Origin of the sequence: Nonomuraea sp. NPDC005692, from assembly GCF_040631115.1 — a bacterium.
In the GTDB taxonomy this organism is placed as follows: Bacteria; Actinomycetota; Actinomycetes; order Streptosporangiales; family Streptosporangiaceae; genus Nonomuraea.
In genome coordinates this window covers 37,447-60,130 of sequence record NZ_JBEXYU010000016.1, presented here as the reverse complement: position 1 = coordinate 60,130, position 22,684 = coordinate 37,447, and the positions used below count along the sequence as shown (strand labels likewise).

General features: G+C 73.3%; 19 protein-coding genes. 10 read left to right on the top strand and 9 right to left on the bottom strand.

Annotated elements, in window-relative coordinates; genetic code table 11:
* The 3 genes from ABZ459_RS29125 to ABZ459_RS29115 are packed head-to-tail and all read right to left on the bottom strand — an operon-like array spanning position 1 to position 2,285.
* A complete protein-coding gene (locus tag ABZ459_RS29125; protein ID WP_357976731.1) occupies positions 1-618 on the bottom strand; it encodes a pentapeptide repeat-containing protein in 618 nt (205 codons plus the stop codon).
* A gap of 17 nt (positions 619-635) precedes the next feature.
* Positions 636-1,796 carry a cation:proton antiporter gene (locus ABZ459_RS29120; RefSeq protein WP_125637599.1) on the bottom strand — a complete coding sequence of 387 codons (1,161 nt, stop codon included), beginning with the start codon at positions 1,794-1,796 and terminating at the stop codon, positions 636-638.
* Between the two features lie 6 nt (positions 1,797-1,802).
* Complete coding sequence (locus tag ABZ459_RS29115; protein ID WP_357976728.1) at positions 1,803-2,285, bottom strand: cation:proton antiporter regulatory subunit; 483 nt, start codon at positions 2,283-2,285, stop codon at positions 1,803-1,805.
* Positions 2,286-2,502: 217 nt separating this feature from the next.
* Between ABZ459_RS29115 and ABZ459_RS29110 the strand changes: the two genes are divergently transcribed.
* The 3 genes from ABZ459_RS29110 (at position 2,503) to ABZ459_RS29100 (ending at position 4,750) form a co-directional block, all read left to right on the top strand.
* Positions 2,503-3,147 carry a response regulator transcription factor gene (locus ABZ459_RS29110; RefSeq protein WP_357976725.1) on the top strand — a complete coding sequence of 215 codons (645 nt, stop codon included), beginning with the start codon at positions 2,503-2,505 and terminating at the stop codon, positions 3,145-3,147.
* A gap of 93 nt (positions 3,148-3,240) precedes the next feature.
* Positions 3,241-3,669 (top strand): ATP-binding protein, encoded by a 429-nt coding sequence (locus ABZ459_RS29105; protein ID WP_357976722.1) that lies wholly within the window; start codon positions 3,241-3,243, stop codon positions 3,667-3,669.
* A gap of 40 nt (positions 3,670-3,709) precedes the next feature.
* Entirely contained in the window at positions 3,710-4,750 is a 1,041-nt protein-coding gene (locus ABZ459_RS29100) for a PAS domain-containing sensor histidine kinase (protein ID WP_357976719.1), read from the top strand.
* A 24-nt stretch (positions 4,751-4,774) separates the two neighbouring features.
* On the opposite strand, the gene ABZ459_RS29095 is transcribed toward ABZ459_RS29100, so the two are convergent.
* Together ABZ459_RS29095 and ABZ459_RS29090 are read right to left on the bottom strand one after the other, a co-directional pair.
* Positions 4,775-5,953, bottom strand: coding sequence for an acetate kinase (locus ABZ459_RS29095; RefSeq protein WP_357976715.1), 1,179 nt, complete (start codon positions 5,951-5,953; stop codon positions 4,775-4,777).
* Positions 5,929-8,232 carry a phosphoketolase family protein gene (locus ABZ459_RS29090; RefSeq protein WP_357976713.1) on the bottom strand — a complete coding sequence of 768 codons (2,304 nt, stop codon included), beginning with the start codon at positions 8,230-8,232 and terminating at the stop codon, positions 5,929-5,931. The genes ABZ459_RS29095 and ABZ459_RS29090 overlap by 25 nt, the downstream gene beginning before the upstream one ends.
* 62 nt (positions 8,233-8,294) lie before the next feature.
* Here ABZ459_RS29090 and ABZ459_RS29085 point away from each other — a divergent pair, with 62 nt between their 5' ends.
* From ABZ459_RS29085 to ABZ459_RS29060, 6 genes are all read left to right on the top strand, one after another.
* Positions 8,295-10,001: an IlvD/Edd family dehydratase gene (locus ABZ459_RS29085; protein ID WP_357976711.1), complete on the top strand. Its 1,707-nt coding sequence runs from the start codon at positions 8,295-8,297 to the stop codon at positions 9,999-10,001.
* A gap of 136 nt (positions 10,002-10,137) precedes the next feature.
* A complete protein-coding gene (gene pgi / locus ABZ459_RS29080; RefSeq protein WP_357976709.1) occupies positions 10,138-11,769 on the top strand; it encodes a glucose-6-phosphate isomerase in 1,632 nt (543 codons plus the stop codon).
* 2 nt (positions 11,770-11,771) lie between these two features.
* Positions 11,772-13,139 carry a glucose-6-phosphate dehydrogenase gene (zwf, locus tag ABZ459_RS29075; RefSeq protein ID WP_357976706.1) on the top strand — a complete coding sequence of 456 codons (1,368 nt, stop codon included), beginning with the start codon at positions 11,772-11,774 and terminating at the stop codon, positions 13,137-13,139.
* 27 nt (positions 13,140-13,166) lie between these two features.
* Positions 13,167-13,523, top strand: coding sequence for a spore germination protein GerW family protein (locus ABZ459_RS29070; RefSeq protein WP_357976703.1), 357 nt, complete (start codon positions 13,167-13,169; stop codon positions 13,521-13,523).
* A 19-nt stretch (positions 13,524-13,542) separates the two neighbouring features.
* A complete protein-coding gene (locus ABZ459_RS29065; RefSeq protein WP_357976700.1) occupies positions 13,543-14,079 on the top strand; it encodes a hypothetical protein in 537 nt (178 codons plus the stop codon).
* Positions 14,076-14,714, top strand: coding sequence for a LysE family translocator (locus tag ABZ459_RS29060; protein ID WP_357976698.1), 639 nt, complete (start codon positions 14,076-14,078; stop codon positions 14,712-14,714). Before ABZ459_RS29065 ends, ABZ459_RS29060 begins: the two co-directional genes overlap by 4 nt.
* A gap of 42 nt (positions 14,715-14,756) precedes the next feature.
* On the opposite strand, the gene ABZ459_RS29055 is transcribed toward ABZ459_RS29060, so the two are convergent.
* The 3 genes from ABZ459_RS29055 to pulA form a co-directional block, all read right to left on the bottom strand.
* Positions 14,757-15,479: a VIT1/CCC1 transporter family protein gene (locus tag ABZ459_RS29055; RefSeq protein ID WP_357976695.1), complete on the bottom strand. Its 723-nt coding sequence runs from the start codon at positions 15,477-15,479 to the stop codon at positions 14,757-14,759.
* Positions 15,480-15,679: 200 nt separating this feature from the next.
* Positions 15,680-16,375: a hypothetical protein gene (locus ABZ459_RS29050; RefSeq protein ID WP_357976692.1), complete on the bottom strand. Its 696-nt coding sequence runs from the start codon at positions 16,373-16,375 to the stop codon at positions 15,680-15,682.
* Between the two features lie 156 nt (positions 16,376-16,531).
* On the bottom strand, positions 16,532-19,102 hold the full coding sequence (gene pulA / locus ABZ459_RS29045; protein ID WP_357976689.1) for a pullulanase-type alpha-1,6-glucosidase: 2,571 nt from the start codon (positions 19,100-19,102) through the stop codon (positions 16,532-16,534).
* Positions 19,103-19,240: 138 nt separating this feature from the next.
* Between pulA and ABZ459_RS29040 the strand changes: the two genes are divergently transcribed.
* Complete coding sequence (locus ABZ459_RS29040) at positions 19,241-21,490, top strand: hypothetical protein (RefSeq protein WP_357976686.1); 2,250 nt, start codon at positions 19,241-19,243, stop codon at positions 21,488-21,490.
* On the opposite strand, the gene ABZ459_RS29035 is transcribed toward ABZ459_RS29040, so the two are convergent.
* Complete coding sequence (locus ABZ459_RS29035; RefSeq protein ID WP_357976682.1) at positions 21,450-22,643, bottom strand: cytochrome P450; 1,194 nt, start codon at positions 22,641-22,643, stop codon at positions 21,450-21,452. The two genes, ABZ459_RS29040 and ABZ459_RS29035, sit on opposite strands and share 41 nt — an antisense overlap.
* Positions 22,644-22,684: the final 41 nt, after the last annotated feature.

Sequence of the window (22,684 nt, the reverse complement as noted above, 5' to 3'; positions counted from 1 at the left end):
CTAGGCGCGGACCTCGAGGCCCAGCGCCTCGGCGATGACCGTGGCCTGGAGGGGGTCGATGACCGCCTTCTTGAGGGTGACCGTGTGCGGGTCGAGGGTGCTCAGGTCGCTGCCGCGCAGGTCGCAGCCGGTGAGGTCGGCGCCGTGCAGCCAGGCCCCCGACAGGTCGGCCCGGCGCAGCTCGGCCCCGGCCAGGCGGGCCCCGGTCAGGTCGGCCTCCCGCAGCCGGACGCCGTGGAAGGTGCTGCCGCGCAGGTCGGCGCCGGGCAGCCCGGTGTAGGACCAGTCGCCGCCGTCGACCTTCAGCAGCCCGTAGGTGCAGCCGTCGAACATGCTGCCGGTCAGCTTGCACCCCCTGAACGTGGCGTCGAACAGGGAGCACCGGCTGAACAGGCAGTTGAGGAAGCGCGCGTCCTCGTGGGTGGAGACGTTGAGCCGCACGTTCCTGAACGTGCACTCCTCGAACGACGCCCCCTGGTCGACCAGCTCGGTCAGGTCGACGCCCTGGAACAGGACCCGGTGAAAGGTCTCACCGGCGATCTCCGTCCGGTCCCAGTCGTCGGCGTGGATCGTCGTCTCGATCGGGGGCGCGGGCACCCCGTGCTTGCGGTCGGCCATGCGAACAAACTAGCGGATCACGCCTTGTTCGCGATGGCCGTGATGAGCGGCTGGACGAGCTTGGCCGCCAGCGGCCCGAACGCCGCCAGGATCAGCACGTACGCCGCCGCCAGGGCCCCGAGGTCGGGATGGGCCCCGGCGCCCACCGCCAGGCCCGCGATGACGATGTTGAACTCACCGCGCGGGATGAGGGCGATGCCCGCCCGTGCCTGACCGGCCTTGCCGATGCCCGCCCGTCTGGCCGCGTACGCGCCCGTCAGGAGCTTGGTCACCATGCTCACCAGCGCCAGCAGCGCGGCCAGCCCGGCCACCGGCAGGATCTTCGCCGGGTCGGTCTGGAAGCCGAAGAACACGAAGAACACCGCCGCGAACAGGTCGCGCAGCGGCGCGAGCAGCGCCTGCGCGTCGTGCGCGAGCTGCCCCGACAGCGCGATGCCGACCAGGAACGCGCCGACCGCCGCCGAGACCTGCAGCTGCTGGGCCAGCCCGGCCACCAGCAGCGCCAGCCCGACCACCTTCAGCAGCAGCACCTCGGAGTTGGGGCTCGACACGAACGCCTCGATGAAGCGCCCGAAGCGCAGCGCCACGACGAGCACGACGCTCACCGTGCCGAGCGCGATGCCGACCGAGATCGCCCCGCTGACCAGGCTCAGGCCCGCCAGCAACGTGGTGAGGACCGGCAGGTAGACCGCCATGGTCAGGTCCTCGAACACCAGCAGGGACAGCACCGTCGGCGTCTCCCTGTTACCGATCCACCCCAGATCGGACAGCACCTTGGCGGTGATGCCGGAGGAGGTGGCGTAGGTGACGCCGGCCATGGCCACCGCCGCGACCGGCCCCCAGCCCAGCAACAACGCGCAGATCGCGCCGGGGGCGGCGTTCAGCACGAGGTCGACGATGCCGGCCCGCGCGTTGCTCGTGAGGCTGGTGACCAGTTCGTCGGCGTTGTACTCCAGACCGAGCGTCAGCAGCAGCAGGACGACGCCCAGCTCCGCGCCGACCGAGATGAACTCCTCGCTGGTCGCCAGCGGCAGCACGCCGCCCGTGCCGAACGCCAGACCGGCGATCAGGTAGAGCGGGATCGGGGAGATGCCGACGCGCAGCGCGAGCGCGCCCAGAACCCCCAGACCCAGAAGAACAGCACCGAACTCGAGAAAGATGACCGCGGTTTCGTGCACCCGCGGTTACCCGTCAGCCAGGATGCCGGCGACTTCCGCGGTGCTGTCCGCGCTGCCCACCACGACCACGACGTCGCCCTCGCCGAAGACGAAGTCGGGGCCGGGGCTGGCGAACACCTGGCCGCCGCGGACCACGGCGACGATGGAGGCGCTGGTACGGGTCCTGACCCGGGCCTCGCCCATGGCACGCCCGGCGTAGGGGGAGCCGGACGGGATGGGGAGCTGGACGCTGACCAGGCCCTCGACCTGCTGGTGCAGCTGGTTGAGCCGCTGCACGATGCGGGGGGCGCCGAGGAGCTCGGCCAGGGCGTCGGCCTCCTCGTCGTTCAGCTTGACCGTCTGACAGGCGCGGTCGGGGTCGTCCTTGTCGTAGATCACCAGGTCGCGACGGCCGGTGCGGTGCGAGACGATGCCTACCCGCTGGCCGGCGCGGGTGGTGAAATCGTGCCGAAGCCCGATCCCCGGCAACGCTGTCTGCTCAACCTCCACCTATCCCACCCATCCAAAAAAATACGCATATTTCTGGACAACACTACCAACGGTCTCCGCCCGCTTGACCTCCTCGTATCCCGCCCTCCCACACGGTCCGGTGCGCGCCGGCCGCCCGCCGCGTGCCCCGTCCGGCCTGCGCGGGAACGGGAGGCGGAGGCGGGACACGGGTGGGAGGATGCCGGGGACGTTGCCGCGGGAGAGGCGAGACGAAGCGATGCCGACCACTTCCCCCATCCGGCTGCTGCTCGTGGAGGACCACGCGATGGTGGCCGAGGCCATCGGCCTGGCGCTCGGCCGGGCGCCGGGCATCGAGGTCGTGGCGCAGGCGGGCACGGTCGCCGCCGCCCTGGCCGAGGCCGCCCGCCACCGGCCCGACGTCGTGGTGCTCGACCGGCGGCTGCCCGACGGCGACGGCGTCGAGGCGATCGGCCGGTTCGCGGCGGTCGCGCCCGCGGCCCGGGTGCTGGTGCTGACCGGGGAGGCCACCGCCTCGGTCGCCGCCCGGGTGGTGGAGGCCGGCGGGGCGGGCCTGCTGGTGAAGTCGTCCCGGCTGGAGGAGCTGGAGTCGGCGGTGCGCGAGGTGGCCGCCGGCGGCGTGGTGTTCGCGCCCGGCCTGCTGCCCGGCGTGCTCGACCGGCTGACCGGCCGGGTGCGGAGCCCGGGTGCGGCGCTGACCGCGCGCGAGCGCGAGACGCTGCGGCTGCTGGCCGAAGGGGCGAGCACGGTCGAGATCGGCGCGCGGCTCGGCGTGGCCCGCAACACCGCGCGCAACCACGTCCAGCACGTCCTGGAGAAGCTCGGGGCCCGGTCCAAGCTGGAGGCCGTGGCCGTGGCGCGCAGGGAAGGGCTGCTCGACTGACGCAGATGCACCAGACGGCGTCCCTCATCCGCACCGGAAGAGGTGGTTCCACTGCGTCTCGTGATCAGTCCTGTACTGCCCGACAGTAGGAGGATGGGCAGTTTCGCTGCGCCGTACCAGGTGGACACCCAGCTGCCGGAAGAGATGGGCAGCATCACCGCGGCCCGTCAGAGAGCACGTGAGGTGCTGGCCGCGTGCGGCTACCGCGGGCGCCGCGAGGACGTCCTGCTCGTGGTCTCCGAGCTGGTGACCAACGCGCTCGTCCACGGCGACGGCCCGCCCGCCTTACGCATCCGCTGCACCCCCGTCCACGTGCGGATCGAGGTGCGCGACTCGGGCTCCCGCCTGCCCGAGCCGCGCGAGCCGGGGCCGGACAACGGCTGGGGCCTGCGCGTCATCGAGCTGCTGTCCACCGGCTGGGGCGTCTCCCGCGCCGAGGGGGGCGACGAAGGCGGCAAGGTGGTGTGGTGCGAGCTGGCGCCCCACGTCATCGCACCCGCCCAGGAGCGCTCCAGGGCGTGACCGGGTTTCGGTCTTCCGCCGGACCGTGCGAAGCTGCAGTATGCCCGGTCAAGACAGGCAGTCAGAGGACATCCAGCTGCTCGTCCGCAGCGTCGTCGACTACTCGATCTGTCTCCTCGACCCCGCAGGCCATGTGACCAGCTGGAACGCCGGTGCCGAGCGCATCAAGGGCTACCGGGCCGAGGAGATCATCGGCCGCCATTTCTCGGTCTTCTACCCGCCCGAGGACGTCGCGGCCGACAAACCCGCCATGGAGCTGGAGGTCGCCGTCGCCGACGGCCGGTGGGAGGAGGAGGGCTGGCGCGTCCGCAAGGACGGCACCAGGTTCTGGGCCAGCGTGGTCATCACCGCCCTCCACGACGACCGCGGCGAGCTGCGCGGGTTCGGCAAGGTCACCCGCGACCTGACCGAGCGCCGCAACGTGTCCCGCGCCCTCGACGAACGCGGCATGCTGCTGGCCCACCTGGTCCGCGCCCAGGAGGTCGAACGCCGGCGCATCGCCTACGACGTGCACGACGACACGATCCAGTCCATGGTCGCCGTCGGCATGCGCCTGCGCGCGATGGAGAGCGGCCTCGGCGGTGAGCGGGCCGCCGAGGTGCGCGGCATCGGCGAGGCCGTCGAGGCCGCCGTCGCCCGCCTGCGCGACCTGACCTTCGAGCTGCGCCCGCCGGCCCTCGACGAGGAGGGGCTGGTCGAGGGCCTGGCCGGCTACCTGCGGCAGGTGACGGCCGGCACCGGGTTGTCGTTCGAGATCGACCACCGCCTCGACGCCGACCCGCCGCCCGAGGCCGCCGTCACCATCTTCCGGATCTGCCAGGAGGCGATCACCAACGTGCGCAAGCACGCCCGCGCCACCTCGATCAGGCTCTCGCTGGTCTCGCTCGACCGCGGCGTGCACGTACGCGTCGCCGACGACGGCGCCGGGCTGCCGCCGGGCGTCGAGGGGCCGCTGCGCCACTTCGGGCTGATCGAGATGCGCGAACGGGCCGAGATCGCGGGCGGCTGGTGGAGCCTGACCGACCGGCCGGGGGCCGGGACCACCGTGGACTTCTGGGTCCCGGCCGTCCCCCACGCCTGACCGGAGCGACCGGCGGAGCGGCGCTCAGCGGCGGGGGAGCACCTCCAGGGACTGGCGGGCGATCTCCCACTCCTCGTCCGTGGGGACGACCAGCACCGCCACCTCCGCGCCCGGCGGCGAGACCGCCCGCTCCCCGGCCGGGCCGGCCGCGTTCAGCGTGGGGTCCACGGTGATGCCGAGCCGGTCGAGCCCGGCCAGGGACTCCGCGCGGGTGGCCGCGTCGTGCTCGCCGACGCCGCCGGTGAACACGATCGCGTCCAGGCGGCCGAGCAGGGCGTAGTACGCGCCGACGTACTTGCGGATGCGCCGGGTGTAGACCTCCAGGGCCAGCCGGGCCTCCTCGTCGCCGCGTGCCCGCACCTCGCGCATGTCGAGCGTCCCGGCCAGGGCGCGCAGGCCGCCCTCGTGGCTGAGCGCGCGCTCCACCTCCTCGCCGCCCATGCCGCGCACCCGCGCCAGGTAGCCGGCGATCGCGGGGTCCACGTCGCCGGAACGGGTGCCCATCACCAGCCCCTCCAGCGGGGTCAGCCCCATGGAGGTGTCCACGCTGCGCCCGCCGGACATCGCCGTCGCGCTGGCGCCGTTGCCCAGGTGCAGCACGACCAGGTCGAGGCCGGCCAGGTCGCGGCCGAGCAGGGCGGCGGCGCGGCGGGAGACGTAGGCGCAGGAGGTGCCGTGGAAGCCGTAGCGCCGCACGCCGAGCTCCCGCCAGGCCCGCGGCACCGCGTACGTGTACGCCTGCGGCGGCAGCGTGAGCTGGAACGCCGTGTCGAACACCGCCACCTGCGGCACCCCGGGGAACGCCGCCCGCGCCACCCGGATCCCCGCCAGGTTCACCGGGTTGTGCAGCGGCGCGAGCGGCGCCAGCTCCTCGATCGCGGCGATCACCTCGTCGTCGACGAGCGCCGGGCCGGTGAAGCGGGTGCCGCCGTGCACGACCCGGTGCCCGACCGCGACCGGCGCCAGCTCGGGCCCGGCCCGCGCGAACGCCTCCAGCATCGCCGCCAGCCCCTCGGCGTGCCCGGGGAAACGCTCCTCCCGCACGTACGGCGGGCCGCCGTCCGCGTGGTGCGTCAGCCGTCCGCGCTCCTCGCCGATGCGTTCCACCAGGCCGCGCGCCGGCCGCTCCCGGGTGCGCACGTCCACCAGCTCGTACTTGATGGAGGAGGAGCCGGTGTTCAGGACGAGTATTCGGCCGGCCATGTCCACGACCTGATCTCCGCCGGGTCCTCGCCGTGCTCCCTGGTGTACGCGCGGGCCCGCAGCCGCGCGTCGCTCATCCGCTGGCGCAGGTGCGCGGCCTTGGAACCGAGCCCCGGCACCCGGTCGATGACGTCGATGACCAGGTGGTAGCGGTCGATGTCGTTGAGCATGGCCATGTCGAACGGCGTGGTCGTGGTGCCCTCCTCCTTGTAACCGCGCACGTGCATGTTGGCGTGCCCGGTGCGGCGGTAGGCGAGCTGGTGGATGAGCGAGGGGTAGCCGTGGAAGTTGAAGATGATCGGCCGGTCCACGGTGAACAGCGTGTCGAACTCGGCGTCCGGCATGCCGTGCGGATGCTCCGACCGCGGCTGCAGCCGCATCAGGTCCACCACGTTGACGACCCGCACCTTCAGCTCCGGCAGGTGCTCGCGCAGCAGCGCCGCGGCGGCCAGCGTCTCCTGGGTCGGCACGTCGCCCGCGCAGGCCAGCACCACGTCCGGCTCGCTGCCCTGGTCGGTGGAGGCCCACGGCAGGATGCCCAGGCCGCGCGTGTTGTGCGCGATCGCCTCCTCCATCGTGAACAGGTCCAGCACCGGCTGCTTGCCCGCCACGATCACGTTGACGTAGTCGCGCGAGCGCAGGCAGTGGTCGGCCACCGACAGCAGGGTGTTGGCGTCCGGCGGCAGGTAGACCCGCACCACCGACGCCTTCTTGTTGACGACCACGTCCAGGAAGCCGGGGTCCTGGTGGCTGAAGCCGTTGTGGTCCTGCCGCCACACGTGCGACGACAGCAGGTACGTCAGCGACGCCACCGGCCGCCGCCACGGGATCTTCTGCGACGACTCCAGCCACTTGGCGTGCTGGTTGAACATGGCGTCCACGATGTGGATGAACGCCTCGTAACAGTTGAACAGGCCGTGCCGGCCGGTCAGCAGATAACCCTCCAGCCAGCCCTGGCACAGGTGCTCGCTCAGCACCTCCATCACCCGGCCGCCCGGCCCCAGGTTCTCGTCCGTGGGCAGCAGCTCGGCCTCCCACGCCCGGTCGGTGACCTCGAACACGTCCTGCAGCCGGTTGGAGGCGGTCTCGTCGGGGCCCATCAGCCGGAAGTTGCGCGGGTTGCCGGCGATCACGTCGCGCAGGAACCCGCCGAGCACCCGCGTCGGCTCGGTCAGCTGCGCGGCCGGGGACTTGACCTCGACCGCGTGCCGGCGGAAGTCCGGCAGCCGCAGCGGCTGCAGCAGCTCGCCGCCGTTGGTGTGCGGGTTGGCGCTCATCCGCAGCGGCCCCCGCGGCACCGTCGCCAGCACCTCCTCGACCGGCCTGCCGTCGGAGCCGAACAGCTCCTGCGGCCGGTACGAGCGCATCCACTCCTCCAGCATCGCCAGGTGCGCCGGGTTGTCCCGGACCGCGGCCAGCGGCACCTGGTGGGCCCGCCAGGTGCCCTCGACCGGCTTGCCGTCCACCTCGCGCGGGCCGGTCCAGCCCTTCGGGGTGCGCAGGACGATCATCGGCAGCCGCCGGTCCTGGCCGTCCTTGTACTCGGCCAGCTCGTCGAAGACGGTGTCGAGGGTGGCGGCCATCTCCTCGTGCGAGGGGCCGACCAGATGGGGGCGGTAGCCGTACCCCTCCATGAGCTTGAACAGGTCCTGCTCGGGGATGCGGGCGAGCACGGTGGGGTTGGCGATCTTGTAGCCGTTCAGGTGCAGGATGGGGAGCACGACGCCGTCGCGCCGGGGGTCGAGGAACTTGTTGGAGTGCCAGCTGGCGGCCAGCGGGCCGGTCTCGGCCTCGCCGTCGCCGATGACGCAGGCCACCACCAGGCCGGGGTTGTCGAACGCGGCGCCGTAGGCGTGGGCCAGGGAGTAGCCCAGCTCGCCGCCCTCGTGGATGGAGCCGGGGGTCTCGGGTGCGACGTGGCTGGGGATGCCGCCGGGGAATGAGAACTGCCGGAACAGCCGCCGCATGCCCTCGACGTCCTGGGAGACGTCCGGATAGCGCTCGGTGTAGGAGCCCTCCAGCCAGGCGTGCGCGACGGCGGCGGGCCCGCCGTGCCCGGGACCGGCGATGTAGATCATGTCCTGGTCGCGCTCGGAGATCACCCGGTTGAGGTGGGCGAAGCAGAAGTTCAGCCCCGGGGTGGTGCCCCAGTGGCCGAGCAGGCGCGGCTTGATGTGCTCGGGGCGCAGCGGCTCGGTGAGCAGCGGGTTGTCCAGCAGGTAGATCTGCCCGACGGACAGGTAGTTGGCCGCCCGCCAGTACGCGTCTATGTGGTCCATGCCCTTGCCCATTCCTCTGCAGGCGGTGCTGAATCCCCGGGCTGCCGATAATGTGCCGTCACATGGCGCTGCGCAGTTCCCACTGGTACTCCGGTGACGACAGGAACTCCTACATCCACCGGGCCTGGATGCGCCGCGGCCTGCCGCGCGAGGCGTTCGAGGGCGAGCGGCCGCACATCGCGATCGCCAACAGCGCCTCCGACCTCGCGCCGTGCAACTCCCACCTCGACGAGGTCGCCCGCAGCGTCATGAACGGCGTGTGGGAGGCCGGAGGCGTGCCGCTCGACCTGCCCGTCCTGTCGCTGGGCGAGACGAACGTGCGCCCGACCGCCATGCTCTGGCGCAACCTGGCCGCGATGGCCGCCGAGGAGCTGCTGCGGGCCAACCCGATCGACGGCGTGGTGCTGCTCGGCGGCTGCGACAAGACCGTTCCCGCGCTGCTCATGGCCGCGGCCTCGGTCGACCTGCCGGCGCTCGTCGTGCCCGGCGGGCCCATGCTGACCGGGCACTTCCGCGGCGTGCCGCTCGGCTGCGGCACCGACGTGTGGCGGCTCAGCGAGGAGGTGCGGGCCGGCACGCTCTCCCGCGAGGCGTTCCTCGCCTCGGAGTCGTCCATGATCCGCAGCCGCGGCCACTGCAACACGATGGGCACCGCCTCCACCATGGCCTGCCTGGCCGAGGCGCTCGGCATGACGCTGCCCGGCACGGCGGGCACCCCCGCCCCCGACAGCCGCCTGCTGGAACGCGCCCACGACAGCGGCCGGCTGGCCGTCGAGCTGGTACGCGCGGGCCGCCGCCCCAGCCACGTCATGACCCGGGCCTCCTTCCTGAACGCCATCGTGACGCTGGCCGCGATCGGCGGCTCGACCAACGCGGTCGTGCACCTGCTGGCCGTCGCCGGGCGGCTCGGCGTCGAGCTGAGCCTCGACGACTTCGACCGCGCCGGCTCGGGCGTGCCGCTGCTGGCCGACCTCCAGCCCGCCGGACGCCACCTGATGGACGACCTGTTCAGGGCGGGCGGCCTGGCCGCCGTGCTGCGGGAGGTCGAGGACCTGCTCGACCCCGCGGCGATCACCGTCACCGGCAGGCCGCTGGTCGAGCACCTGGCCGGCGCCGAGATCTGGGACGACACCGTGATCCGGCGGCGCGGCGACCCGCTGCTGCCCGACGCGGGCATCGCCGTGCTGCGCGGCAACCTCGCGCCCGACGGCGCCGTGATCAAGCCCGCGGCCGCCTCGCCGGAGCTGCTGCGCCACCGCGGCCGGGCGATCGTCTTCGACGGCGTCGAGGACGCCCGCGCCCGGCTCGACTCGCCCGGCCTCGACGTCGACGAGACCTCGGTGCTGGTGCTGCGCGGCTGCGGCCCCAAGGGCTACCCGGGCATGCCGGAGGTCGGCAACCTGCCGCTGCCGCGCAAGCTGCTGGCCAGGGGCGTGCGCGACATGGTGCGGGTCAGCGACGCCCGGATGAGCGGCACCGCGTACGGCACGGTCGTCCTGCACGCCTCGCCCGAGGCGGCGGCCGGCGGCCCGCTGTCGCGGGTGCGCACCGGCGACCCGATCGTGCTCGACGTGGCCGCCAGGAGGCTCGACGTCGACGTCCCCGACGCCGAGCTGGCCGCCAGGGAGCCGGTCATGACCGGCCACGCCCGCCCGGCCCGCGGCTGGGAGCGCCTGTACGTCGACCACGTCACCCAGGCGCACCTCGGCGCCGACCTCGACTTCCTGACGGGCTCCTCCGGCGACGCGCCCGGCCGGGAGTCCCACTGAACGCAAAGAGTGCCCGGCGCCATGCGCGGAATCTTCCCCGTGGGGTACGGGGTTCCCTGACGGGAGCCCGGCTCAGCGGATCTCCCGCGAGTACGGGACGATGTGATCAGGTTTGACGACGTATGAGGAGGAAGCGGTGAACGGCGACATCAGCCAGAGCCAGGAGTGGGCGGCTCTGGGCAAGCATCACGAGGAGCTGGCGGGAAAGCAGCTTCGTGAGCTGTTCGCGGAGGACCCGGGCAGGGCCGGGCGGATGACGGTGAGCGCCGGGGACCTCTACCTCGACTACGCCAAGCACCGCGCCACCCAGGAGACGATCGACCTGCTGGTGGCCCTGGCCGAGCGGGCGGGCCTGCGCGAGCGCATCGCCGCGATGTTCGGCGGCGAGCACATCAACGTGAGCGAGGACCGCGCCGTCCTGCACGTCGCGCTGCGCATGCGGGAGAACGCCAAGCTGGTCGTGGACGGCCAGGACGTCGTGGCAGACGTGCACGCGGTGCTGGACAAGATGAGCGCCTTCGCCGACCGCGTCAGGTCCAAGGAGTGGAAGGGCGCCACCGGCCGGCCGATCACGACCGTGGTCAACATCGGCATCGGCGGCTCCGACCTCGGCCCGGCCATGGCCTACGAGGCGCTGCGCGACTACGTGGACGCCGGCGTCGAGGCCAGGTTCGTCTCCAACATCGACCCCGCCGACATCCTGGGCAACCTGCGCGACCTCGACCCGGCCGGCACGCTGTTCGTGGTCGCCTCCAAGACCTTCACCACCCTGGAGACGCTGACCAACGCCAGGGTCGCCCGGTCCTGGCTGGTCGACGCGCTGGGCGAGGACGCGGTCTCCAAGCACTTCGTGGCCGTCTCCACCAACGCCGAGAAGGTCGCCGAGTTCGGCATCGACACCGACAACATGTTCGGCTTCTGGGACTGGGTGGGCGGCCGCTACTCCTTCGACGGCGCGATCGGCCTGTCGCTGATGGTCGCCGTCGGGCCGGACCGGTTCCGCGAGATGTTGTCCGGTTTCCACAGCATGGACCAGCACTTCCGCACCGCGCCCTTCAATGCCAACATGCCGGTCCTGATGGCCCTGCTCGGCATCTGGTACACCGACTTCTTCGGCGCCGAGACCCGCGCCGTGCTGCCCTACAGCCAGCGGCTGCACCGCTTCCCGGCCTACCTCCAGCAGCTCACCATGGAGTCCAACGGCAAGTCGGTGCGCGCCGACGGCAGCCCGGTGACCGTCCCGACCGGCGAGATCTTCTGGGGCGAGCCCGGCACCAACGGCCAGCACGCCTTCTACCAGCTCCTGCACCAGGGCACCCGGCTCGTCCCGGCCGACTTCATCGGCTTCGCCGAGCCGTTCGAGGACCGCGAGGGCATGCACGACCAGCTCACCGCCAACCTGCTCGCCCAGACCAGCGCGCTGGCCTTCGGCAAGACCGCCGAGGAGATCGCGGGCGAGGGCACGCCGCCGGAGATCGTGCCGCACAAGGTGATGCCGGGCAACCGGCCCACCTCGACGATCCTGGCGACCAAGCTCACGCCGTCCACGCTGGGCCAGCTCGTCGCGCTCTACGAGCACATCGTGTTCGTCGAGGGCACGATCTGGGGCGTCGACTCCTTCGACCAGTGGGGCGTCGAGCTGGGCAAGAAGATGGCGCTCGACGTGGCGCCCGCGCTCACCTCCGACGAGCCGCCGCAGACCTTCCCCGACTCCTCGACCGAACAACTCGTGCGCAGATACCGCGAGCTGCGCGGAAGGCGGGCCTAGAGATGGGGCGGGCGGGCGCGCTGGTCCTGTTCGGCGTCACGGGCGACCTCGCGCGCAAGATGCTGCTCCCCGCGCTCTACCACCTGACCGCCGACGGCAGGCTCGACCTGCCGATCATCGGCGTCGCCAAGACCGACATGGACCTCGACGCGCTGCGCGAGCACGCCCGCGAGGCGTGCGGCGGCGTCCAGGACGCGGCGTTCGAGAAGCTGGCCGGCAACCTGCGGCTGGTGGCGGGCGACTACCGCGACCCCGAGACGTTCGCGAGGCTGCGGCAGGAGGTCGAGGGCAAGGGGTTCCTCGTCCACTACCTGGCGGTGCCGCCCGCGCTGTTCTCCGTCGTCGCCGAGGGCCTGGCCGGCGCCGGGCTCAACCACGAGGCCAGGCTGGTGGTGGAGAAGCCGTTCGGGCACGACCTCGACTCCGCGCGGCGGCTCAACGACGAGCTGCTGAAGTACTTCGACGAGGACCACCTGCGGCGGGTCGACCACTTCCTGGGCAAGGAGCCGGTCGAGGACCTCATGGTGTTCCGGTTCGCCAACATGCTGCTCGAACCCCTGTGGAACCGGAACTACGTGCGCAGCGTGCAGATCACCATGGCCGAGGACTTCGACGTCGCCGACCGCGGCGGCTTCTACGACGCCAACGGCACGGTCCGCGACGTGGTCCAGAACCACCTGCTGCAACTGCTGGCCATCCTGGCGATGGACGCGCCGCCGTCCATGGACGCCCGCGCCCAGCTCGACGAGAAGTGGCGGGTGCTGCGCGCCGTCCAGGCGATCGACCCGGCCCACGTCGTGCGCGGCCAGTACGACGGCTACCTCGACACCCCCGGCGTCCGGCCCGGCTCCACCACCGAGACGTTCGTCGCCATGCGGCTCTACATCGACAGCTGGCGGTGGGCGGGCGTGCCCTGGTGCATCCGTTCGGGCAAGGCGCTGCCCACCACCGACCTGGAGATCGTGGCCGAGCTGCGCAAACCGCCGGTGACGATGTTCCGCGGCGGCGACGTGCCGCCGGGGCCCAACCTCATCAGGTTCCGGCTGCAGCCCGACGCCGGGGTGACCTTCGACGTGCTGGCCAAGGAGCCGGGCCGGCAGCGGACGATCCCGGTGCCGGTGAGCGTCGACTTCACCAAGGTGCTCGGGCCGATGGAGGCCGCCTACGAGCGCATCCTGACCGACGCCGTCAGCGGCGACCCGCGGCGGTTCGCCCGGTTCGACCTGGTGGAGGAGTCGTGGCGGATCGTGGGCCGGCTGCTCGACCTGCCTGACCAGCCGCTGCCGTACGAGAAGGGCACCTGGGGGCCGGAGCCGGCGGAGAAGATCCCGCCGGGCGGCTGGCACGAGATCTCCACCACGTTCGACTAGCGGCCGATCCGGGTGAACGATGGGCCCATGGACATCAAGGAGCTGTTGGAGCAGTCGAAGGACGCCGTCACCGTCAGGCGCGTGTTCGGTGAGCCGATCCACCACGGCGACGTCCTGGTCATCCCCGTCGCCCGGGTCGCCCAGGGCGGCGGGGCCGGTCAGGGGCAGGGCCGGGACGAGAAGGGCGAGGAGATCGGCAGCGGCGGCGGTGGCGGCTTCGGCTACAGCGCCACCCCCGCCGGGGTGTTCGTGATCAAGGACGGCGACGTGCAGTGGCGTCCGGCCGTCGACGTCAACCGGATCGTGCTCGGCGGCCAGATCGTCGGCCTCGCCCTGGTGCTGACGATCCGGACCATCTTCAAGAAGTGGCGTCGCGGGAAGTAACGGGGGCACATCATCTGACGTGCTCATCGATCTGCTCGACGCGGGGCTGCCCGGTCACGAGGCGCTGCTGCCCGGCTCCAACCTGCCGGTGCGGGTCACCCCGCTGGGCGGCGGCACGTCGCTGGTCCGCTTCCCGCCCCGGTGGAGCCGTCCGGGCCGCGGCCACTACCTGGCGGGGGAGGAGTTCGTGCTGCTGGAGGGCGAGCTGCGGGTGTCGGGGGTGGCGTACCTGCCGGGGGAGCACGCCTGGCTGCCCGCCGGCGCCCTGCGCCACTCCGGCGCGGCGCCGGCGGGGGCGCTGGTGTGCACGTTCTTCGCCGGTGAGCCCACCTGGGTGTCCAGCGACCTGGACGAGCCCGACGGCCCCAGCCTGCGCACCCCGCTGGGGAGCGTCGTCGTCCCCGGCGGCGGGTTGCCGCTCACGCCTCACTCCGTCCTGGTGGACACGCCCGTCCCGCTCGACCATCCGGCCGAAATGATCACGGTGCCGAGCTGGACGTGGGAGCTGTCCACCTTGATCCCCGAGGGCCGCGTCCTCGTAAGGTGGACGCCGTGACGCTCCCCCTGACGTATCACGTGACCTTCGGCGTTCTGGTGATGGTCGGGGCGATGTCGCCCGGCCCCGCCTTCGCGATCGTGGTCCGCCGCTCGGCGCTGTCCGGCCGCGGGCCCGGCATGGCGGCGGCGGCCGGGATCGCCGTGGGTGTGGCCGCCTGGGTGGTGGCCGCCGCCACCGGCGTGGCCGCGCTGCTGGCGGCCTCGGCCACGGCCTTCACCGTGATCAAGGTGGCCGGCGCCGCCTACCTGCTGTACCTGGGGGCCAGGGCGCTGCGCGCGGCCCTGCGCAAGGGCGGCCCGCTCGACCTCGGCCTGCCGGGCCGCCCGGACCGCGGCCCGTGGGCGGCCTTCGCCGAAGGGCTGCTGACCAACACGCTCAACCCCAAGACCGCGCTGTTCTTCATGGTCCTGGTGCCGCAGTTCGTGGACGAGGACGCCGCGTTGGGCGAGACGCTGCTGCTGGCGGCGGCCGCGCTGGCCGGGACGATGGTCTGGTTCCTCCTGGTGGCGAACGTGGTGGGCACGCTGCGCCGGGTGGTGGCCAGGTCGGGCGTGCGCAGAGCCGTGCACGGGCTGACCGGCGCCGGGCTCATCGCCCTCGGCGTCAGCCTGGCCGTCACCGGCCGCCCTTGAACGGCTCCTCGACGGCCCGGCGATGAGCGGGGCGCGCCGGCGTCAGGAGACGGCGACGCCGAGCAGGTGTCCGAGGCCGAAGGTGACGGCGGCGGCGCCCGCGCCCAGCCCGAGCTGGCGCAGGCCGCCCAGCCACCACGGCCGCGCGGTCATCACGGCCACCGCCGCGCCGAACCCGAACAGCGCCACCATGCTCAGCGCAAGCGCCAGGAACAGCCCCGACGCCCCGAACAGGAACGGCGCCAGCGGCACCAGCGCCCCGGCGGCGAAGGCGAGGAACGACGAGCCCGCCGCCAGGTAGGGCGAGGGCAGGTCGTCGGGGTCGACGCCCAGTTCCTCCCGCACGTGCACGCGCAACGCCTGCTCCGGATCGGCCGACAGCCCCTCGGCGACCCGGTGGGCGAGGTCGGCGTCCAGGCCGCGCGACCGGTACAGGGCGGCCAGCTCGGCCCGCTCGCCGTCGGGGTTGCGGGCCAGCTCGCGCCGCTCCACGGCGATCTCGGCCCGCATCAGCTCGGTCTGGGACCGCACCGACGTGTACTCGCCCGCCGCCATCGAGCACGCCCCGGCGACCAGGCCCGCGAACCCGGCGAGCACCGCGCCGCGTCCGGCGCCCGCGGCGCCCACGACGCCGGCGATGAGCGCCACGTTGGAGACCAGCCCGTCCATCGCCCCGAACACCGCCGGACGCAACCAGCCACCGGTGACGTCACGGTGGCTGTGGTGCTTCTCAGGAGAGTAGGGCCGGGCAAGCTCAATGGTCATGACAATCCTCCCCTTAGTGGCAGTTCGTCAGGGAATCTAGGCCCTTCCGGCATGATCCGCAACGAAGGAGAGGCTTGCCTGATCTGCGGTTTTCCTGCTGCGTCACCGGCCGTGCACGCGCGATCACATGCCCGGGGACGGGAACACGAACGTCCCCCCGGCACCCGCGGCGCGCGGGAGCCGGAGGGACGCGGACGAGGTCAGGCGTGCGCCGGGCTGACGGGAGCCGGCTCGGCCGGATCGGGCTGAGCGGAACCGGACCGGGCGGCCGCCGGGCCGTTGACGAGCGCGTCGCAGTCGGCGATCGCGTCCTCCAGCAGCCTGCGCAGCAGCGCGTCGGGGTCCTTGATGCACGCCTGGACGATGCCGACCACGGCGAGCTGCACCGCGTTGGGCGCCGCGTACCGGCGGAAGCCCTTCTCGGTGATCTTGGCGGCCCGGCTGAAGCGCCTGGCCTGCTCGGCCGCGTGCGGCACCTGCTCCATCGCGCTGCGGCTCAGCTCGCTGAGCCGGCCGGACGGCGCGCCGTCGAGCCTGGCCAGCATCTCCTCGGCCGCCAGCACCGACACCGCGAGCGCGAGCTGGCGCTCGGCGGCGGCGACCGGCAGGGCCGTGGTCGCGCAGCGCAGCGCGATGTGCGCGTCGATCCGCAGGTCGTCGCCGGCCAGCCCGATGATGGACGGCACGAGCCCGACCAACTGGGCGCGGCTCTCGTCGCCGGTGTTGTCGTTGACCAGGCGGGCGAGCGCGGCCAGCAGCGGATGGGTGCAGGCCGGGTGGTCGCTCCACCGCTCGCCGGCCAGGTAGGACGCCAGCTCCATGAAACAGGCGCCGCGTTTCGGGTTGCGATGCCTGCCGCGGGACAGGACCGGCATGTGATCAAGGTGATTGTCCACGGGGTGCTCCATGCTCCACGCGATCGCCGTCCAGCCAGTTTGCGCTGTCGGGCGCGTCAAAGCCAGTGATCGGGCATCTTCCACAGGAATGGTTCCCTCAGGCGATGCGATCATTCCTCAACCGCTATTCATGGTTATGACACCAAAGAATTTAATTTATGAGGAATTTTCGGCATTTATGACGAAAACAGCGGCCGTGCGGGCCGGAACCGTCAGCGTGCCGGCCGCCGGGTCGTAGGACGACCGCCTGACCACCTCGTCCGCCGACGCCGCCTGCACCGGGTGCAGCGCCACCCGGCGGCCCTGCGGCACCCCAGGCGCCCGCGTACAGGGCGACGGGGTGGGGTTGAGCACCACGACCACCGCGTCCCAGCGCGGGTCCAGCCCCGCGGTGTCCACCCGCATCACGATCACGCCCTCGCCGCCGGCCGGGAACGACAGCCGCCGCCGCACCTCCTCGGCCGTGCCCAGCGCGAACGCCGGGGTCGAGGCCCTGATCCGCAGCAGCTCCCCGAACGCCGCCCGCGCCGCCCCGATCGCCGCGCAGCCCGGACGCAGCGCCGGGTCCGCCAGCAACGGCCGGGCGTACGGCCAGGCGGCCTCGTTGTCCGCCCTCGGCGGCAGGCCCGCGCCGAACCCGTTGCCCGCCGAGCAGTCCCACAGCAGCCGGTTGAACCAGTCGCCGGAGTCGTAGGAGTTGCGGTCGAGCGACTTCGAGCGCAGCCGCTCGCTGCCCGCGTGCACGAACGCCGCCCCCTGCCCCAGCAGCACGGTGGCCAGCGACAACACCTGCATGCGCACCCGGTCGGCCATCGGCGTGCCCGCGGGCAGCTTGTAGGCCAGCGCGTCGAACAGCGTCTCGTTGTCGTGCGCGTCCACGTACGTCACGACGTCGTCCGGCCGGGCGGCGTAACCGGCGGCGGCGCCGTTGTGGCCCACCTCCGAGCCCGCGCGGCCCGAGGGCAGCACGTAGTCGCGCAGGCCGCCGGCCAGGCCCAGCATGACCAGCTCGGTGCAGTGGCGCAGGCGCTCGCGCTGCTGCTCCTCCGAGCCGTTGGCGGGCGCGCCGTTGGGCGCGCCGGCCAGGCCGGAGCCGAAGCCCTGCACCCGCGGGTCGGCGTCGAACGGGCCGCCGCCGCGCACCGCGTCCCGCAGCCGGTCGTCGAACGTGCCGATGCCGGTGCCGGCCATGTTGGCCTGCGTGGCCTGCTCGAACCTGGCGTCGCCGGCCACCTCGCCGAAGCTCCAGCCCTCGCCGTACAGGATGATCGAGCGGCCGTCCACGCCGTCGCGCTCGGGGGTGAGCGCGTCGAGCGCGGCGCGCACGGCCAGGATGTTGGCCTTCGGGTGGTGGCCCATGAGGTCGAAGCGGAAGCCGTCCACCTTGTACTGCCTGGCCCAGGTGCGCACCGAGTCGACCACGAGCCGGCCCATCATGGCGTGCTCGGGCGCGGTGTTGGCGCAGCAGGTGGAGGTGGCCAGGGAGCCGTCCTCCAGCAGGCGGTGGTAGTAGCCGGGCACGATCGGGTCCAGCACGTCCGCCGAGTGGGTGTGGTTGTAGACCACGTCCATGACCACGCGCAGCCCGGCCTCGTTCAGCGCGGCGACCATGGCGCGGAACTCGCGGATCCGCTCGTCGGGGTCGGTCGCGTACGAGCCCTCGGGGACGGTGTAGTGCAGCGGGTCGTAGCCCCAGTTGAAGGAGTCGCGGTCCGCGGTGAGCGCCACGATCTCCTGCTGCCGTTCGGAGTCGGGTGGCAGGGCGGCGAGGTCGCAGTCGGGCTCGGTCCGGTCCGACCGGCGCTCGGGGACCGTGGCCAGGTCGAACACCGGCAGCAGGTGCACGTGGGTGAGCCCGTCCGCGGCCAGCGCGCGCAGCTCGCGCATGCCGTCGCCGTCGTGGCGGAAGGCCGCGTACGTGCCGCGCAGCTCCTCGGGCACGGTGGCGTCGGAGGCGGAGAAGTCGCGTACGTGCAGCTCGTAGATGACCGCCCGGTCCAGCGGGACCGGGGCGGGCTTGGCCAGGCGGTCCCAGCCGGGCGGCTTGAGCGCTGGGTCGTCCAGGCTCACCAGCCTGCTGCGCACCCCGTCGGGCGCGGTGGCCAGGCTGTAGGGGTCGGTGACCTCGCTCGTGACGACGCGGCCCGCGGCGGGGGAGTAGACGGTGACGCGGTAGGTGTAGTCCTTGCCGTACCAGGTGGGCAGGCCGCGGATCGACCACACGCCGGTCTCCTCGTCCAGCCGCATCGCGTGCCGGCGGCCGCCGAGCGCCAGCTCCACCCGTCGCGCGGTGGGCGCCCAGAGGGCCAGGCGGGGCAGCAGCCGTCCCGACGGCCCGAGCCCGGCGCGGACGGCCCCGGCGTAGACGTCGTCGAGCACGCCCGGGATCTGCACGCCGGTCGCCGCCGCCACCGCGCCCGAACCGTCGTGGGCCACGGCCACCACCTGGCCGCGCAGCGCCTCCTTCACCAGCCCGGCGTCCTCGGGGCGCAGCTTGAGCGCGGTGCCGCCGGTCAGGTGCGGCCACGCCCGCCGCCGGACGTCGTCCAGCGCGCCCGGCGTGAGCGGGACGGTCACGGCATGGCCGGTCAGCCGGCCGTCGTGGCAGGCGATGCCGCCGGCCGGGGCGCAGGCCAACGCGTGCGTCAGCGACGGATCCACCGTCCAGACGACCGTCTCCCTGTCGATCCAGTGGGCCCGCGCCTCGCCGTCGCCGATCGCGGTCACGTAGATCATGGTGCCCGCCCGGCGGCGGCCCATGCGAGGCCGCCGCGCCGGGCGGCGCACAGCTTCCGGGACCAGCTCACGTTGTCGTGACCGTGTCATTACTTTGCGTGATCGGTGACTTTGCGTGATCCTGAGCTCATGGACGGATTCCTGGACCCCACCTGCGGAGGCATGACCGAACTACGTGTGCACGGCGTCTCCGGCACCCCGCCGGCGAGCATCCTCAACCATCCCCACCCCCGCCAGATCGCCGGCGACGCCACCACCGGCTTCTATCGCCGCTGGTGGCCCGGCGGCCGCCCCGACGGCGAGCAGGACGACCTGCCCGGCATCCGCCACCGCGAGGCCTACGCCTGGGGCGGCCTCACCTCGGGCGGCAGGACCATCGCCCTCTGGCTGCTCCTGCTGCCCTTCTCCCTGGCCAACCTGTCCTACTTCATGCTCCCCAGGCCCGTGGGCGGCGCCCGCCTGCGGCACGTGGCCGAGGCGGCGCAGCGGCTGTTCGCGCTGCTGCTCACCGGCACCCTCGTGGGCGCGGTCACCCGGGCGAGCGTCGACCTCATCGGCTGGCAGTGCACCGCGGCCGGCCGGGCCTGCGCCCGCGAGAGCGCGCCCGCCTGGGTCCACTGGATGAGCGAGTTGTGGGGCGCCGAGCCGTCGCGGCGGCTGGCCGTCGCCGCGCTGGCGCCGTTCGCGGTGGTCGTGCTGCTGTGGTGGCTGGCGCGGCGCACCTGGGAGCGCGACGAGCAGACCGGCTTCCCGCCCGACGGCGGCTCGCGTCCCGGGCCGTTGCTGGCCCGGCCGCGGTTGTGGCACGGCGGCGCGCCCGTGTGGCGGTTGCGGGCCGTGCACGTCGCCTTCGCGCTGGGGTCGATCGGCCTGGCGGTGTCGGCGCCGTTCGTGGGCGACCCGCGGGGGCTGGCGCTGACGGCGGCCAACGCCGCCGTCCAGGTCGCCGCCGCCGTGCTGGCGGCGCTGCCCGGCATCGCCAGGCGGCTGGCGCCGGGCGAGGCGGTCCCGCCGTGGCTCACCGGCGCGTGCCGGGCGCTGCGGGTGGCCGGGCCGCTGGCCTTCGTCGCCACGATCGCCGCCGCCCTGGCCGGGATGTCGCCCGCGCTGCCGGGGCGGCAGCTGCCCGGCATCGGCGTTGGAGCGTTCCAGTTCGCGCTGACGGTCGGGCTGGGGCTGTTCATCCTGGTGGCGACGTTCGTCCTGGCCCGCATGGACCGGCCGGCCGAGACCGGCGACCCGATCGAGCGGCGGGCGATGTGCGGCATGGCGGCCTGGTTCACGCTGATGGTGGCGGCCGGCAGCGCCAACGTGCTCGCCCTCGGCCTGCTGTTCTGGACGGCCACGTTCTTCGGCGTGCCCGCCTCGGTCGCCGAGCCCGGACCGGTCGACCGCAGGCTCTACCTCGACGACCCGGTCTGGTGGACGGCCGCGCTCGTGCCGCTGCTGGTGATCGGGTTCGTCGCCGTGGCGGTCGAGCTGTGGCTGGTCCGCGGGTCGGCCGCCGCCGCGCTCACCCCGAAGCTGACCCCCTACTACGGCGCCTACGACCGGGACGTGGCCGGCAAGTGGGCGCTGGCCTCGCTCACCGACCGCGCCGGGCTCGTGCTGGCCGTGCTCACCGGCATCGGCGTGGCCGGTTCCGGCGCGGTGACCGTGATCTACCGGTTCCACCTGTTCGCCCCGGTGGGCGGCCTGGCCGGCCTGCTGGCCTCGATCGGGAGCTGGGCCATGACGGCGATCGTCGTGGGCCTGGTCCTGCTGGGCCGCCGGACGTACAGCGACACGCGGCTGCGGCGTACGGTCGGCATCCTGTGGGACGTCTCGACCTTCTGGCCCAGGGCCATCCACCCGCTGGCGCCGCCCTGCTACACCGAGCGGGTGATCCCCGAGCTGCTCGCCCGGGTCAAGACCCTGACCAGGACCGCCGACGACGAGGTGGTGCTGTCCGGGCACAGCCAGGGCAGCGTGCTCACCGCCGCGCTCGTCCTGCAGGTACGGCCCGAGCTGCGGTCCCGGGTCCGGCTGCTCACCCACGGCTCGCCGCTGCGCCGCCTGTACGCCGCCTTCTTCCCCGCCTACTTCGGCACCCCCGGCCTGTCGGCGATGCGCGACGCCGTCCGCTGGACGAACCTGTACCGGCTGAGCGACCCCATCGGGGGGCCGGTCTTCCGCCGGGTCGACCCGTTCGGGCCACGTCCGGCGGGCGAGGGCGAGCAGACCGTCGACCGGTTCTGCTGGGACCCGCTCCAGCCGGGGCCGGGCGAGCCGCTGCCCGAGGCGCGCTGGCACTCCGACTACTGGCTCGACCCGGCCTACGAGGAGACCCTGGCCCGGCTCACCAGGTCAGATGGAGCTCCTCGGGCGCGCGGTGGATGAGCGTGGCGGCCATCACGACGTCCTGGCGGGCCAGCCGGAGGCCGGGCAGCTCCGCCACCAGCAGCTCCAGCGTCACCCGGAGCTGCTCGCGGGCCAGGAACGCGCCGGGGCAGCCGTGCACGCCGTGGCCGAACGCCAGATGGCGGGCGCGCGGCCGGGTGATGTCGAAGACGTCGGGCCGCTCGTGCACCGCCTCGTCGCGGCCGGCCGAGGCGAAGGAGACGAAGACCGTCGAGCCCTCTTCCAAGGGCGTGCCGGCCAGGGTGAGCGGCCTGGTGACGCGGCGGCGGAAGCCCTGGACGGGCGCCTCGTACCGGGCGGCCTCCTCGATCGCGGCCGGGATCAGCTCGGCCGGGCTCGCGCACAGCAGCTCCCACTGGCGGCGGTCGCGCAGCAGGTGGTGCACGACCGAGCCGAGCAGCGCGGTCGTGGTGAGGTGCCCGGCGAGCATGACGTTCTCGACGTTGGAGGCGATCTCGTCGCGCTGGGCGGCCGTCGGCTCGCCGGGGCCGGGCGCCAGGCCGCGCACCACCTCGCCGGTCAGGTCGGCGGCCCCGCCTGAACGGGCGGCGTGGGCGGCCAGCAGGCGCCGCAGCGCGGCCACGTCGCGGGCGGCGGCGATCTGCTCGTCCTCGGGCATCGGGGTGAACAGCAGGTCCTCGGCCCGGAAGCCGCCCCTGATCGCGGTGGGCACGTCGGCCGGGGGAAGGCCCAGCAGGTGGCCGATCACGGCGGCGGGCAGCGGCCTGGCGTAGCGGGACATCCACTCGCCCCCGCCCGCCTTGGCGAACGCGGTGACCAGGTCGGCGGCCGTGGCGGTGACGAACGGCAGGGCGGCGGCCACCCGGGCGGGCGACAGGCCGCGGGTGAGCGGCCTGCGGTAGCGCCGGTGCGCCTCGCCGTCGGTGCTGAGCACCACGGGCGCGCCGCCCGGCACCCCGGCCAGCTCGGCGAAGGCCCGCGGGCTCGGGATCACGTCGGGTCGCAGGGCGCCCTGGGAGGAGAAGTCGTCCGGCCTGGACAACACCTCGCGCACGTCGTCGTGCCGGGCCACCAGCCAGGCGTCCAGCTCCTCGACGAAGGTGAGCCCGGGGGCGGCGCGGGCGCGGGCGTAGAGCGGGTACGGGTCGCGGTAGAGCGCCTGTCGATCCACGCGTCCCATCGTCCGGCGTGGCCCGGAGCGCCACAAGATCT